The sequence below is a fragment of the Actinoplanes sp. NPDC051411 genome (assembly GCF_040682075.1).
In the GTDB taxonomy this organism is placed as follows: Bacteria; Actinomycetota; Actinomycetes; order Mycobacteriales; family Micromonosporaceae; genus Actinoplanes.
Map to the genome: position 1 here is coordinate 28,847 of NZ_JBFBAD010000013.1, position 14,519 is coordinate 43,365.

General features: G+C 69.5%; 14 protein-coding genes. 4 read left to right on the forward strand and 10 right to left on the reverse strand.

The window, feature by feature from the left end:
- From nuoF to mqnC, 10 genes are all read right to left on the reverse strand, one after another.
- The gene (gene nuoF, locus AB0M88_RS09760; protein ID WP_364098151.1) at window positions 1–1,335 is read right to left on the reverse strand and encodes an NADH-quinone oxidoreductase subunit NuoF; all 1,335 of its coding nucleotides are present in this window, start codon (window positions 1,333–1,335) and stop codon (window positions 1–3) included.
- Window positions 1,332–2,516 (reverse strand): NADH-quinone oxidoreductase subunit NuoE, encoded by a 1,185-nt coding sequence (gene nuoE / locus AB0M88_RS09765; protein WP_364098154.1) that lies wholly within the window; start codon window positions 2,514–2,516, stop codon window positions 1,332–1,334. The genes nuoF and nuoE overlap by 4 nt, the downstream gene beginning before the upstream one ends.
- Window positions 2,517–3,833: an NADH-quinone oxidoreductase subunit D gene (locus AB0M88_RS09770; protein WP_364098157.1), complete on the reverse strand. Its 1,317-nt coding sequence runs from the start codon at window positions 3,831–3,833 to the stop codon at window positions 2,517–2,519.
- Window positions 3,830–4,561, reverse strand: coding sequence for an NADH-quinone oxidoreductase subunit C (locus AB0M88_RS09775; protein WP_364098421.1), 732 nt, complete (start codon window positions 4,559–4,561; stop codon window positions 3,830–3,832). The genes AB0M88_RS09770 and AB0M88_RS09775 overlap by 4 nt, the downstream gene beginning before the upstream one ends.
- Before the next feature lie 7 nt (window positions 4,562–4,568).
- Window positions 4,569–5,240 (reverse strand): NADH-quinone oxidoreductase subunit B family protein, encoded by a 672-nt coding sequence (locus AB0M88_RS09780; RefSeq protein ID WP_364098160.1) that lies wholly within the window; start codon window positions 5,238–5,240, stop codon window positions 4,569–4,571.
- Window positions 5,241–5,246: 6 nt separating this feature from the next.
- Entirely contained in the window at window positions 5,247–5,612 is a 366-nt protein-coding gene (locus AB0M88_RS09785; RefSeq protein WP_364098163.1) for an NADH-quinone oxidoreductase subunit A, read from the reverse strand.
- A 79-nt stretch (window positions 5,613–5,691) separates the two neighbouring features.
- The gene (locus AB0M88_RS09790; protein ID WP_364098166.1) at window positions 5,692–6,987 is read right to left on the reverse strand and encodes a geranylgeranyl reductase family protein; all 1,296 of its coding nucleotides are present in this window, start codon (window positions 6,985–6,987) and stop codon (window positions 5,692–5,694) included.
- 98 nt (window positions 6,988–7,085) lie between these two features.
- Complete coding sequence (locus tag AB0M88_RS09795) at window positions 7,086–7,364, reverse strand: hypothetical protein (protein ID WP_364098169.1); 279 nt, start codon at window positions 7,362–7,364, stop codon at window positions 7,086–7,088.
- Between the two features lie 49 nt (window positions 7,365–7,413).
- Window positions 7,414–8,109, reverse strand: a complete 696-nt coding sequence (locus AB0M88_RS09800) for a demethylmenaquinone methyltransferase (protein WP_364098172.1) — start codon at window positions 8,107–8,109, stop codon at window positions 7,414–7,416.
- Window positions 8,110–8,412: 303 nt separating this feature from the next.
- Window positions 8,413–9,651, reverse strand: a complete 1,239-nt coding sequence (gene mqnC, locus AB0M88_RS09805) for a cyclic dehypoxanthinyl futalosine synthase (RefSeq protein ID WP_364098175.1) — start codon at window positions 9,649–9,651, stop codon at window positions 8,413–8,415.
- Window positions 9,652–9,747: 96 nt separating this feature from the next.
- On the opposite strand from mqnC, the gene AB0M88_RS09810 reads away from it, so the two are divergent.
- From AB0M88_RS09810 to AB0M88_RS09825, 4 genes are all read left to right on the forward strand, one after another.
- Window positions 9,748–12,744, forward strand: a complete 2,997-nt coding sequence (locus tag AB0M88_RS09810) for a DEAD/DEAH box helicase (protein ID WP_364098178.1) — start codon at window positions 9,748–9,750, stop codon at window positions 12,742–12,744.
- A gap of 1 nt (window position 12,745) precedes the next feature.
- Window positions 12,746–13,567 carry an SWIM zinc finger family protein gene (locus AB0M88_RS09815; protein WP_364098181.1) on the forward strand — a complete coding sequence of 274 codons (822 nt, stop codon included), beginning with the start codon at window positions 12,746–12,748 and terminating at the stop codon, window positions 13,565–13,567.
- A gap of 82 nt (window positions 13,568–13,649) precedes the next feature.
- Entirely contained in the window at window positions 13,650–14,159 is a 510-nt protein-coding gene (locus AB0M88_RS09820; protein ID WP_364098184.1) for a hypothetical protein, read from the forward strand.
- Entirely contained in the window at window positions 14,156–14,518 is a 363-nt protein-coding gene (locus AB0M88_RS09825; RefSeq protein ID WP_364098186.1) for a transcriptional regulator, read from the forward strand. The genes AB0M88_RS09820 and AB0M88_RS09825 overlap by 4 nt, the downstream gene beginning before the upstream one ends.
- Window position 14,519 lies beyond the last annotated feature (1 nt).

Below are 14,519 nucleotides of genomic sequence, written 5' to 3' on the forward strand. Positions count from 1 at the left end.
TTAATGCGCTCCAACCAGGGCCTTGGCGGACAGCCGCGGAGCGGTCCGGCCCTCGATGTAGTCCAGGTAGTCCTGGCGGAAGAACTTCAGCGTCGAGATGACCGGGGTGGCCGCGCCGTCACCCAGGCCGCAGAACGACCGGCCGAAGATGTTGTCCGCGGTGTCCTGCAGGGTGTCGAGGTCGGCGTAGGTGCCCTCGCCGGAGAGGATCCGGCGGTACGTCCGGACCATCCAGTAGTTGCCCTCGCGGCACGGGGTGCACTTGCCGCACGACTCGTGGTGGTAGAACTCGAGCCACCGCCAGGTCGCGTAGACCGGGCAGTCCTGGTCGCTGAAGATCTGCATGGCCGTGGTGCCGAGGATCGAGCCGGCCGCCGCGACACCTTCGAAGTCCATCGGGGTGTCGATGTGCTCGGCGGTCAGCAGCGGGGTCGACGAGCCGCCCGGCGTCCAGAACTTCAGGTTGTGGCCGGGCGTCATGCCGCCCGCCAGCTCGATCAGCTCGCGGAGCGTGATGCCGAGGCCGCACTCGTATTGCCCCGGGTTGACGATCCGGCCGGAGAGCGAATAGATCATCGGGCCGGACGACTTCTCGGTGCCCATGCTCTTCCACCAGTCGGCGCCGCCGAGCACGATGTAGGGCACGCTGGCGATGGTGCCGACGTTGTTGACCACGGTCGGGCTCGCGTACAGGCCGGCGATGGCCGGGAAGGGCGGGCGCAGCCGGGGCTGGCCGCGGAAGCCCTCCAGCGAGTCGAGCAGCGCGGTCTCCTCGCCACAGATGTACGCCCCGGCGCCGCTGTGCACGACCAGGTCGAGGTCGAACCCGGTGCCGAGGATGTTCCGGCCCAGGTAGCCCTTGGCGTACGCCTCCTTGACCGCGTTACGCAGCCGGCGGGCCGCGTGCACGGCCTCGCCCCGGATGTAGATGAAGGCCCGGTTGGAGCGGATCGCGTACGACGCGATGATCGCGCCCTCGATCAGCGAATGCGGGTCGTACGTCATCAGGGGCAGGTCCTTGCAGGTGCCCGGCTCGCCCTCGTCCGCGTTGATGACCAAATAATGTGGCTTGGCTGGTTTCAAACCGCCATCGGGCTCCTGCGGGATGAAGCCCCACTTGAGACCGGTCGGGAAGCCGGCGCCACCGCGTCCGCGCAGACCCGAGTCCTTGATCAGCTGGATCAGGTCGTCCGGGTGGACGTCGAGCGCCTTGCGCAGCGCGGCGTATCCGTCGAGCCGCTCGTAGACCCCGATCTGCCAGGCGTCCGGCGACAGCCAGCGCTTGGTGAGGACCGGCGTCAGTTTCTCGAGCACCTCGCGCCGTGGCTGAGTCACTTCTTCTCCTCATTGCCGCGTCGGTCGTTGGTCCAGCCCGGGCTGCTCTCCGTGGCCGGCTGGCCGGCGTCGGCCTTCTCGTCGACGATGCCGGCACCACGGTCGGTGTCGCCGGCCGGCTTGCCGTCACCCGCCGGCTGGTTCTGGGCCACTCCCGCCGCCTCGGCCGGGTTGGTCGGCGCCGGGGACGCCGCCTGCGAGTCACCGGTCTTGTCCGGGGTGCTCATGGTCGGGTTGCGCTGCTCGGCCGTCCGGGTCTGCGGGTTCTTGACCTCACCGTCCACCGTCGCCTTGCCGGCGTTGCTCGAGGCCTGTTCGGCCGCGCCCGGGCTGTCGGGGGCCCGCCGCTCCTCGACCTTGCCGGCAACCGTGCCGGCCGCCGCCTTGACCGCGCCCGCCGCCGCCTTGACGGCGGTCGTGACCCGCCCCGGCTGCTGAGCCTGCTCCTCGCGGGGCGAGGGCTTGGTCTTGTTGATCGGGGTGTCCGGGTTGAAGTTCGCCACCGCGACGCCGGCCTGCTGGGCGAGCGTCACGCCGCGCAGGGTCGGCGCCCCGGCCGGGCCGTCGCCGACCGCGCCGTCCCGCTCGTCGGCGAAGCCGGCCAGCTGGTGCTGCATGTCGCGGAGCGAGCAGAGGCGGGCACCGCGGGTCAGGGCCGGCCGTTCACCCTTGCGCAGCTGTTCGACCAGGTCGATCGCCGAGTCCGGAGTGGCCTGGTCGACCGCGAAGTCGTAGTTGACCGTGACCACCGGGGCGTAGTCGCAGGCCGCCAGGCACTCGGCGTGCTCCAGCGTGATCTTGCCGTCGCCGGTGGTCTCGTCGTGACCGACTCCGAGGTGCTCGGAGATCTGGTCGTAGACGTCCTGGCCGCCCATCATGTTGCACAGCGTGTTGGTGCAGACGCTGACCAGGTATTCACCGGTGGGGCGGCGCTTGTACATCGTGTAGAAGGTCGCGACCGCGCCGACCTGGGCCTTGGTGATGCCCAGGACCTCGGCGCAGAACGCCACACCGTTGGGGCTGACGTGGCCCTCCTCGGTCTGCACCAGGTGCAGCAGCGGGAGCAGCGCCGAGCGGCCGCGGCCCTCGGGGTAGCGCGCGATGATCTCGAGCGCGGCCGGGAGCAGTTTCTCGGCCAGCGGCGCCGCCGCTACGGAGAAATCGATCGTCGTGTCGGACATTTAGCGGTCACACCCACCCATCACGGGGTCCAGCGAAGCGCCGCCGGCGATCACGTCGGCCAGTAGCGCACCTTCCGCCATCGCGGGGATGGCCTGCAGGTTGACGAAGCTCGGATCCCGCAGGTGCACGCGGTAGGGATGCGTGCCGCCGTCCGAGACGGCGTGGACGCCGAGCTCGCCGCGCGGGTGCTCGATGCCCACGTAGACCTGGCCGGGCGGGACCCGGAAGCCCTCGGTCACCAGCTTGAAGTGGTGGATCAGCGACTCCATCGACTGGCCCATGATCTTGGCGACGTGCTCGAGCGAGTTGCCCATGCCGTCGAGGCCGACCGCGAGCTGCGCCGGCCAGGCGATCTTCTTGTCGGCGACGAAGATGGGGCCCGGCTTCAGCCGGTCGAGCGCCTGCTCGACGATCTTCAGCGACTCGCGGATCTCGGCCATGCGCACCAGGTAGCGGCCCCAGACGTCGGCCGTGTCGGCGGTCGGTACGTCGAACTCGTAGTCCTCGTAACCGCAGTACGGCATCGTCTTGCGCAGGTCCCACGGCAGGCCGGCGGCGCGGAGCACCGGGCCGGTGATGCCGAGGGCCAGGCAGCCGGTCACGTCGAGCACGGCGACACCCTGCGTGCGCTCGTGCCAGATGACCTGCCCGCTGAGCAGTGCCTCGTATTCCTTGAGCTTCTTCGGCAGGTATTTCAGGAGGTCGCGGATCTTCTTGATCGCCGACTCCGGAATGTCCTGGGCGACGCCGCCCGGCCGGATGTAGGCGTGGTTCATCCGCAGCCCGGACGTCTCCTCGAAGACGTCCAGGATGTATTCCCGCTCGCGGAAACCGTACAGCATCATCGAGATCGCGCCGATCTCCATGCCGGTGGTGGCCAGCCAGACCAGGTGCGACGAGATCCGGTTGAGCTCCATGAACAGCACCCGGATCGTGCGCGCCCGCTCGGTGATCTGATCCTCGATGCCGAGCAGCTTTTCCACCGCGAGGCAGTAGCCGGCCTCGTTGAAGATCGGCGCCAGGTAGTCGGCCCGGGTCACGAACGTCGTGCCCTGGGTCCAGTTGCGGTATTCGAGGTTCTTCTCGATGCCGGTGTGCAGGTAACCGACGACCGGACGGCACTGGGTGACGGTCTCGCCCTCGAGCTCGAGCACGAGCCGGAGCACACCGTGGGTCGACGGGTGCTGCGGGCCCATGTTGACAACGATCTTCTCGTTGCTGAGCGGGTCGATGTTGTTGGTGATCGTGTCCCAGTCGCCGCCGGTGACGGTGAAGACGCGACCCTCGGTGGTCTCTCGTTCGCCTGCGTAAGTCACTGGTAGACCCTCCGCTGGTCAGGGGGCGGAATTTCGGCGCCCTTGTATTCGACGGGCACGCCGCCGAGCGGGTAGTCCTTGCGCTGCGGGTGGCCCTCCCAGTCGTCCGGCATGAGGATCCGGGTCAGGTTGGGGTGGCCGTCGAAGACGACGCCGAACATGTCGTACGTCTCCCGCTCCTGCCAGTCGGCAGTGGGGTAGATGCTGGTCACGCTCGGCAGGCTGGTTCCCTCGGCGACGGCCGCCTCGAGGCGGATCCGCCGGCGGTAGGTCATGGAAGTCAGCTGGTAGGAGACGTGGAACCGGCGCGCGTCGCTGTTGAGGTAGTCGACCGCGTCGACCGAGGAGCACAGCTCGAACCGCAGGGCCTCGTCGTCCCGCATGATCTGGCACACCTCGGCGATCTTGGCCGGCGCGATGTGCAGGGTGAGCTCGCCCCGGTCGACGACGACCTTCTCGATCGCGTCGGCGAAGCCCGGGTAGGCCTCCTCCAGCGCGTCGGTCACCTCGTCGAAGTAGCTTCCGTACGGCTTCTCGGTGCCGACCAGCTCGGGCCGCCGGCGGACCAGGCCGCCGAAGCCGGAGACGTCGCCGGTGCCGCTGATGCCGAACATGCCCTTCTGCGGGCTGGGCGGCACCTGGGCGGGCGCGTCGATGTCGGCGCCGACCGGGTCGGCGTTGACCGGTACGCCCCCGTTCCCAAATTTCGGAGGATCAGTTGGCTCGATGCTCACTTTATTTACCGTCCTCCCGCAGGTGGGGCTGCAGCTTCATCCAGTTCTCGATGCGCAGCTGTTCCTCGCGGCCTTCCCGCACCGCCTGCTCCCACTGGGCGCGGCGGACCTTGTCGACCCGGTACGACGAGGGCATGGCGCCCGGCGCGACGATCGGCAGCTTGCCCTCGGCCCGGCGGGCCTCCAGCATCTTGCGGCCGTTGGGTCCGAGCGGCTGGGCCATGACCTTCTCGCGCATCTTGAGGATGGCGTCGATCAGCATCTCGGGCCGCGGCGGGCAGCCGGGCAGGTAGATGTCGACCGGCACGATGTGGTCCACGCCCTGAACGATCGCGTAGTTGTTGAACATGCCGCCGGACGATGCACAGACGCCCATCGAAATGACGGAGCGCGGCTCGGGCATCTGGTCGTAGATCTGCCGGACGACCGGAGCCATCTTCTGGCTCACCCGGCCCGCGACGATCATGAGGTCGGCCTGGCGGGGCGACGCCCGGAAGACCTCCATGCCCCATCGGCCGAGGTCGTAGTGCGGACCGCCGGAGGCCATCATCTCGATGGCGCAGCAGGCGAGGCCGAACGTGGCACCCCAGAACGACGACTTGCGCGCCCAGTTGGACAGCTTCTCCACACTGGTCAGCAGGATTCCGGCCGGGAGTTTCTCTTCAATGCCCATGGCGTATCAGTCCCAGTTGAGTCCGCCGCGTCGCCACACGTACGTGTAGGCGATGAAGACGGTGACGATGAACAGGACCATTTCGACGAACCCGAACTTGCCGAGCGCCCCGAAGGACACGGCCCACGGGTACAGGAAGATGGTCTCGATGTCGAAGACGATGAAGAGCATCGCGGTCAGGTAGAACTTCACCGGGAACCGGCCGCCACCGATCGGCTGCGGGGCGGGCTCGATGCCGCACTCGTACGCGTCGAGTTTGGCGCGGTTGTACCGCTTCGGTCCGACGATCGGCGCGATCCCGACCGAGAACAACGCGAAGAGCGCGCCGAGGATCAGCAACCCGACGATCGGGACGTAGGGATTGATCGTCATGTTCTCTCCTGAGGGACTGTTAGCCCGTTCACACTATTAATCCGATTCGGGGCGGCGGCCACCGGGGTCCCTGACCTGCTCATACCGCGGGTGCCACCTTCGTCAGGCCATTGATGATGCGATCCATGGCGTCTCCGCCCCGCGGATCGGTCAGGTTGGCCAGCAGCTTGAGAACGAACCGCATGAGCGTCGGATGCGGCATGCCGTGTTTGGTGGCGATCCGCATGATCTGCGGGTTGCCGATCAACTTCACGAACATCCCGCCGAGCCGGTAGTAGCCGCCGAATCGCACGCTGAGCTCGGTGGGGTACGCGCGCAGGGCCCGCTCGCGGTCGGCGCCGGCCGGGCGGGCGAGCGCCTGCACGGCCACCTCGGCCGCCAGCTCGCCCGACTCCATCGCGTACGCGATGCCCTCGCCGTTCATCGGGTTGACCATGCCGCCGGAGTCGCCGACCATCATCATGCCCCGGGTGTAGTGCGGCACCCGGTTGAAGCCCATCGGAAGAGCGGCCCCGAGAATCGGGCCGTCCGCATTGGTCTCGTCGCGCAGGCCCCAGTCGGCGGGCGTGCCGGCCAGCCAGTCGTTGAGCATCGCGCGGTAGTTGGTCTTGCCGAACGCGCTGGACGAGTTGAGGATGCCGAGGCCCACATTGACCCGGCCGTCACCCAGCCCGAAAATCCAGCCGTAGCCCGGCAGCAGCCGCTCGCGGTCCTGCGCGCTGCGCAGCTCCAGCCAGGACTCGAGGTAGTCGTCATCGGCCCGGACCGGGGAGTGGAAGTAGCGCCGGACGGCCACGCCGATCGGGCGGTCGTCGCGTTTGGTCAGGCCCATGGCCAGCGGAAGCTTGCCGGAGACCCCGTCCGCGGCGATCACCAGCGGGGCGCGGAACTCGACCGTCTCCTTGCCCGGGCCGACCTTGGCTTCGACGCCGATCGCGTGGCCGTCGGCGTCCAGGACGGGGCCGGTCACGTTGACCGAGGTGCGCAGGAGCGCGCCGGCCTCGACCGCGCGCTTGGCCAGCATGTCGTCGAAGTCGAGACGGGTGCGGACCAGGCCGTAGTTGGGGAAGCTGGCCAGGTCGGGCCAGTCGAGCTCGAGGCGGACGCCGCCGCCGATCACCCGCAGACCTTTGTTCTGCAACCAGCCCGCTTTTTCTGAGGTGTCGACGCCCATCCGCACCAGCTGGCGGACCGCGCGCGGGGTCAGGCCGTCACCGCACACCTTCTCGCGGGGGAACTCGGTCTTCTCCAGCAGCAACACCCGTAGGCCGTGCCGCGCCATGTGATAGGCCGCGGCGGAACCACCGGGTCCCGCTCCGACGACGATCACATCCGCCTCGTCGGCGATCGGGCCGAGTCGTCGCTCGTCCTGCACGGCACACCTCCGTCTCGCGCCCGCTCGTGAAACGGTTCACAAGCGTGCCCAGATCGGAGTCTAGGACGGCCATCGAAACTCGTTCGGGTTAGGCGACCCTAACTGTTCCGCGCCGGTGAATTACCCGATCCGGTCTCTGTCAAGGCCCGCTCTGCTACATCGCGGGCATCTCCATCCAGATATTCCCGAAACGTACCGCCCATTGCCCGGTCAAGGGCGACGATCAGCTCATCTACCAGATCCTGGGCCAGCTCCGGGTCCTCGGCCGCCACCAAGCGGATGCGGGTGGCCAGCTCCATGCTGCGGCGCTCCCCCGCCTCCTGCTCGTCGATCGCGACGTCGATATCGGTGTCCTCAAGATTGCCGAAGGTCGTCATCAACCGAGCAAAACAGGCGTATGCGGACCTTGTGGCCAGAATGACCGTTTTACACCCGGGTGGCCCGGTGCAGTGCCACGATGCCCCCGGTCAGGTTGCGCCAGCCGACCCGGTCCCACGGACCGGAATTCGCGACGCGCTCGGCCAAACCCGCCTGGTCCGGCCAGGCGCGGATCGATTCCGCGAGATAGACGTACGCCTCGGGATTGCTCGACACGGTGCGGGCCACCGCCGGCAGCGACCGCATCAGGTATTCGAGATAGACAGTGCGGAACGGCCCGTAGACCGGGCGACTGAACTCACACACCACCAGGCGTCCGCCCGGCCGTGTCACCCGGCCCAGTTCCCGCAGCGCGGCCTCGGTGTCCTGCACGTTACGCAGCGCGAACGAGATCGTCACCGCGTCGAACGTGGCATCGGCGAACGGCAGCTTCAGCGCGTCACCGGCCAGCAGCGGCACCGTGCGCCCCGCCCCGCGTCCGGCCACCAGCATGCCGACCGACAGGTCGGCGCCGACCGCGAACGCGCCCGAACGCTCCAGCTCCTCGGTCGAGACCCCGGTGCCGGCCCCCACGTCGAGCACCCGCTCCCCCGGCCGCAGCCCGAGCGCGGCCCGGGTCGCCCGCCGCCAGCCCCGGTCCTGGCCGAACGAGAGAACGGTGTTGGTCAGGTCATACCGCTTGGCCACGCCGTCGAACATCTCGGCGACCTCATGCGGCTGCTTGTCCAGGTCTGCGCGCGTCACGGAGACAACTCTGCCACTGGGCGCACAGACAGAACGGGCGGGATGGTTTCCCATCCCGCCCGCATCCTTGTGCGTTATATATACGACCGCGAGCGGTCGGGTCCGCGACCGTCATCGCGGGCCCAAGCCGTGCGCCCGTATGACCGTCAGGAAGTTCCTCAGGTGTTACGCAGGCAACGTAACCAGCGGGAACGGGACGGCATAGAGGTAGACGAGGCTCGTTACGAAGGAGCAATCGGCCCCTCACTGATTCGACGATCCCCACCTGGCCGAACGGTCAGGTGTACCCCTCCGAAGGAGGGGTCAGGAGACCTCGACGAGCGGCAATTCGCGCCCGGCGCCGCCGCCCGGCATCGCGATCGACGAGAAATGCGAGACCACGCGCTCGTCGGTCGGGTCGTCGGCCGGCGTGTGGTGCACGGCCAGGTGCCGGTAGAGGGTGTCGCGCTGGGCCGGGACGCGGTCGGCGGTGCGGATCATCGAGATCAGCTCGTGCAGGTTGGACCGGTGCCGGGCGCCGGCCGAGGAGATGACGTTCTCCTCGAGCATGATCGAGCCGAGGTCGTCGACGCCGATGTGCAGCGACAGCTGACCGGCCTCCTTGCCCGTGGTCAGCCACGACGCCTGCAGGTGGGCGACGTTGTCGAAGAACAGCCGGGACACCGCGATGAACCGCAGGTATTCCATGGTCGTGGCCTGGGTGCGGCCCTTGAGGTGGTTGTTCTCCGGCTGGTAGGTCCACGGGATGAACGCCCGGAAACCCCCGACCTCATGGGAGCTCTCGACCGCGTCGTCGCGGTAGCCGTTGGCGACCGCGAGGTCCTGGCAGTCGCGGATCATCCGGATGTGCTCGATGCGCTCCGCGTTCGTCTCGCCGGTCCCCATCATCATGGTGGCGGTCGAGGACAGGCCGTTGCGGTGCGCGATCGTCATCACCTCGATCCAGCGGGCGCCGCTCTCCTTCAACGGGGCGATCGCCTTGCGCGGCCGGTCGGGCAGCATCTCGGCGCCCGCCCCGGCGATCGAGTAGAGGCCGGCCTTCTTGATGCGGACGATCGACTCCTCGATCGAGACGCCCGAGACCTTCGACATGTGCAGGATCTCGCTCGGGCCGATCGAGTGGATCGCCAGCTGGGGGTAGGCCTCGCTGACGGTGGAGAACAGCTCCTCGTAGTACTCCACGCCGTAGTCGGGGTGGTGGCCACCCTGCAGCATGACCTGGGTCGCACCGAGGTCGACCGCCTCGCCGCACCGGCGCAGGATCTCCTCCATCGGGTGCGACCAGCCCTCGCCGTGCTTGGGCGCGCGGAAGAACGCGCAGAACTTGCACGCGGTGACGCACACGTTGGTGTAGTTGATGTTGCGGTCGATCAGGTAGGTGACGACGCCGTCCGGGTAGCGCCGGCGCCGCACGGCGTCGGCCGCCTCGCCGAGCTCGTGGAACGGCGCATCCGTATAGAGCAGCAGCGCCTCCTCCGGCGTGATGCGACCGCCGTCGGCGGCGCGCTGCAGGATGGTCGAGATCTCCGGGTTCGCCGTCACGTCACGAAGACTACGTCCCGCGTACGACCCGCGTCAGCGGTGCGGGTCACCGCCCGGCCGGCCCGGTAATCTCGACGGGTTACGCAGGGGGTGGGCGTGGTATTCGTACAGGGCGGCTGGGTGCCGGGCACCGATCGGCCGGGGCGGCTCGCGCTCTGGGCCGAGCGGCCGGCGACCGATTCGCCGGCTTCACCGAGTCGGGCCAGGCAGCTCCCGCACCCGTTCGCCGAGCCGGCCGAGTCACTGGCCGAGCTGCTGGGCGAGGCGGTCGATCAGGCCACTTTCGAGACGCTGACACTTCATCTGCCGGGAACCTCCAAGGGGCCGGTGCCCTCGCCCGAGACGGGCGGCGAGGCGCCGTCCCGCGGCGTACGGCTGAAAGAGTGGGCCGTCCCGGCCCTGCTCATGCCCGGTGACGCGGCCCTGGCCGCCCTGGCCCAGCTCGCCGAGCCCGACCCGGACGGGTTCTGGCAGCCCGCCGCCTCCCTGCGTTATCTCGGGGTGCTCGCCACCCACGCCTACGACCTGGCCCTCCGCGGCCGCATGCTGCCCCAGCTGGTGATCGAGGGCGGTGTGCCCGCCGCACGCTGGCGTCCGGTGATCACCGGGGCCGACGCCGCCGCCTACCGCGACTTCGCCGCCGCGCTGCCGCCGGTGGTCCGGGCGACCGGGGCCGGGACCGGCCGCACCCTGCGTGACGCCCTCGACGCCCTGATCGACGGCGCCGCCCGCGCGCTGCTGCCCGAGCGCATCCTGCACGGGCACCGCACCGGCCCGCGCGGCCCGCTGCCCGACCGGTGGATCGCCGCCCTGACCGACCCCGATCCGAGCCTGCCCGGGGCCAAGCCGGACGAGGTCCGCTCGCTCGCCGAGGCGATGAGCGACTGGCTGCGCGCGGCCCACGAGGCGAACGGGCCGATCCGGGTCAGCTTCCGGCTGAGCGAGCCGGGACCGGAGACCGACGAGTGGGGTCTCGAGTTCGCGCTGCAGTCGGCCGAGGATCCGAGCCTCTATCTGCCGGCGGCCGAGATGTGGGAGGGCGGGCGCTTCCCCGGGTTGCCGCAGCGGCCCGACGAGACGCTGCTGGCCGGTCTGGGCCGGGCGGTCCGGCTGTTCCCGCTGCTGCACCTCTCCCTTCTCGATCAGCAGCCCGACCGGATGACGCTGGACACCGGCGAGGCGCACGAGTTCCTGCGCCAGGCGGCGCCCCTGCTGCAGGCGGCCGGCTTCGGTGTGCAGTTGCCCACCTGGGCCGGGCGCAAGGCGGTCGGGCTCAAGCTCACCACCCGGTCCAAGACGCCTTCGTCCCGGGCGGCCGCGAGTTCCGGTTTCGGGCTCGAGCAGCTGGTCGACTTCCGGATCGACCTGGTGATCGGCGACGGCGTCGTGTCCGCCGAGGAGCTGGCCGAGCTGGCCCGGGCCAAGGTGCCGCTGGTGCGGGTGCGCGGGCAGTGGGTCGAGCTCGACGATCGGCAGCTCAAAGCCGCGCTGAAGGCGGTCGACCGCCGGCGCGACGGGTCGGTCACCGCGGGCGAGGTGCTGCAGCAGGTGATCGACGGCGGCGACGAGGATCTGCCGCTGGTCGAGGTGGACGCGGACGGCGAGCTGGGTGATCTGCTCAGCGGGCAGGCGGCCGAGCGGCTGACCCCGCTGGCCACGCCGGCCGGGTTTCTCGGCACGCTGCGGCCCTATCAGGAGCGCGGGCTGTCGTGGTTGCACTTCCTGGCCCGGCTGGGGCTGGGCGGCATCCTCGCCGACGACATGGGTCTCGGGAAGACGGCGCAGACGCTTTCGCTGCTCCTGGCCGAGCGCGCGGTCTCCGACGACGTGCCGCCGACCTTACTCATCTGTCCTATGTCTCTGGTGAGCAACTGGCAGAAGGAGGCAGCGCGATTCACGCCCGGTTTGCGGGTGTACGTCCATCACGGCGTCACGCGCCGCCGCGATGACATCTCCGACGATGTGGACCTGGTCATCACCACATACGGCACCGCGACGCGCGATCTGTCGGTCTTGCGGGAGGTCGGCTGGGGCCGGGTGGTCTGCGACGAAGCCCAGGCGATCAAGAACAGTGGCACCCGCCAGGCCCAGGCGGTGCGGGCGATCCCGGCCCGCACCCGGCTGGCCCTGACCGGCACCCCGGTCGAAAACCACCTGGCCGAGCTGTGGTCCATCATGGACTTCTGCAACCCGGGCCTGCTCGGGCCGGCCAAACGTTTCCGCCGCCGATTCCAGGAGCCGATCGAGGTCCGCCAGGATGCCGACGCGGCCGCGGCGCTGAAACGCGCGACCGGGCCGTTCGTGCTGCGCCGGCTCAAGACCGACAAGACGATCATCTCGGACCTGCCGGAGAAGAACGAGATGAAGGTGTGGTGCACGCTCACCGGCGAGCAGGCCACCCTCTATCAGGCGGTCGTCGAGGACATGATGGACGCGATCGACGGCAGCGAGGGCATCCAGCGCCGGGGCAACGTGCTGGCCGCGATGACCAAGCTCAAGCAGGTCTGCAACCACCCGGTCCACCTGCTCAAGGACGGCTCCCGGCTGCCCGGCCGCTCCGGCAAGCTGGCCCGGCTCGAGGAGCTGGCGGCCGAGATCATCGAGGACGCCGACAAGGCCCTGGTCTTCACCCAGTACGCCGAGTGGGGCTCACTGCTGCAGCCCTACCTCGCCGCGCACCTCGACCGCCCGGTGCTCTGGCTCCACGGTGGACTGTCGAAGGCCCGGCGGGACGAGATGGTCGAGCGCTTCCAGACCGACGACGAGCCGATGCTGTTCCTGCTGTCGCTGAAGGCGGCCGGCACCGGCCTCAACCTGACCGCGGCCAACCACGTCATCCACTTCGACCGCTGGTGGAACCCGGCGGTCGAGGACCAGGCAACCGACCGGGCGTTCCGCATTGGGCAGTCGCGCGACGTGCAGGTCCGCAAGTTCATCTGCACCGGCACGCTCGAGGAGAAGATCGACGCGATGATCGAGCGGAAGAAGGCGCTGGCCTCCTCGGTCGTCGGCACCGGCGAGGACTGGATCACCGACCTCGACACCGACCAGCTGCGCGACCTGTTCGCGCTCGACCCGGCGGCGGTGCGCTGAGATGCCTCGCGACTTCTCGGACTACGGCAAGCCGATCGAGGTCGACGGCGGCCTCGCGGTGCGCGCCAAACGCGGTCAGATCGGTTCGCAGTGGTGGTCCCGGAAGTTCGTCGACGTGCTCGAACAGGTCTGCGACGGCGGCCGCCTCGCGCGGGGGCGGACCTACGCCCGCAAGGGCCAGGTGCTCGACTTCACCCTCCGGCCCGGGCGGGTCACCGGCCGGGTGCAGGGGTCACGCCCCCAGCCGTACGCGGTGACGATCGACATCTCGGCCTTCGACGAAGCACAGTGGGCCACGGTCACGTCGGCGCTCGGAGCCCAGGCCCTGTACCGGGCGGCGCTCCTGGCCGGCACGATGCCGCACGAGATCGTCGAGCTTTTCGACGACCACGAGCTGCCGTTGTTCCCGGATCAGCTCGACATCCGGTGCAACTGCCCGGACTGGGGCGTCCCCTGCAAGCACGGTTCGGCCGTGCTCTACGTGCTGGCCGAGGCATTCGACGACGACCCGTTCCTGGTGCTGGCCTGGCGCGGACGCGACCGCGAGCAGCTGCTGGACGCGTTGCGGGGCACCCCGGAGCCGCTGCCCGAGATCGACCCACTGGCGGTCGACGAGGAGCCGCTGGACACCCGCCTGGCCGACTTCTATACCCCGGCGCTGAGCCTGAGCCGCCTGCGGGAACGACCGTCCCGCATCACGACGCCGCCCGAGTTGCTGCTGCGCGCCCTCGACCCGCCGCCGGTCAAGATCCGCCACATCCCGCTGGTCGACCTGCTACGGCCGGCGTACCGGTCGCTCGGCGCGCCGGACGACTCCCGATAACTCATCGGCAAGCACTTGCCTGATAGGAAACCGTCGAGGTAGTTTCTTTTCAGGCAAGTACTTGAGCGAAGGGGGAGAGATCGTGAACGCCTCGATGGACCCGGCGGACGCCGCCCGCGACCTGCAGACCGCCGCGGCTGGGCGGCGAGCACTGGCCGACGCGACTCGGCGGCCGCTCTGGATCTACCCGACCCTGTTCGTCTACACGGTGACCCTGTTCGCCCTCGAGGACTTCGTGCCGAAGGTCGGGTTCGGCGTGGCCCTCGCGATCGCGTTTCTCTACGCACTGGGCCAATGGGCGCCGGGCCTGCGACTGCGGGTCCGTTCCCGGTTCGGCCTGCGGGTCTCGGCCGCGACCGATGTCGTTCCCCGGCACACCCGGATCGCCCTCCGGGCGGCCATGCTGATCGTCGTGATCGGCAGTCTGCTGCTCCTCGACAACGACCATCCGCTCGCCGGCGTCGGCGCACCGGCGTGGGCCGTCCGCCACACCATTACGGTCTACGGCGTGGCGTTCGCGATCTTGATGATGCCGTTCACCTGGCTGGTCGACCGGGTCACCCGGCACTACCTGATGCGAGGCATGCGGTGAGCCCGCGGCGCCGGGCGCTGCCGGGCAACTCGGATCTCGACCCCCTGCTGCTCGACCCGACCCGGCTCGGCATCGTGTCGCTGCTGGCCGGTGCCGACTGGTGCGAGTTCGGCTTCGTCCGCGACACCGCCGAGCTGACCGATCCGGCACTGTCCAAGCAGGTCACGACCCTGTCCGGGTCCGGCTACGTCGAGGTTCGAAAGGGCTACGTGGGCAAGACCCCGCGCACGTGGCTGCGGGCCACCGGCGACGGCCGGGTGCGGCTGGATCGCCACCTGGCCGCCCTGCAGGGCATCGTGGATGCCGCCCGCGCGGCCGGTGCCGCCCACCAACCGGAGGGCGCACCGGCCGACGGATGAC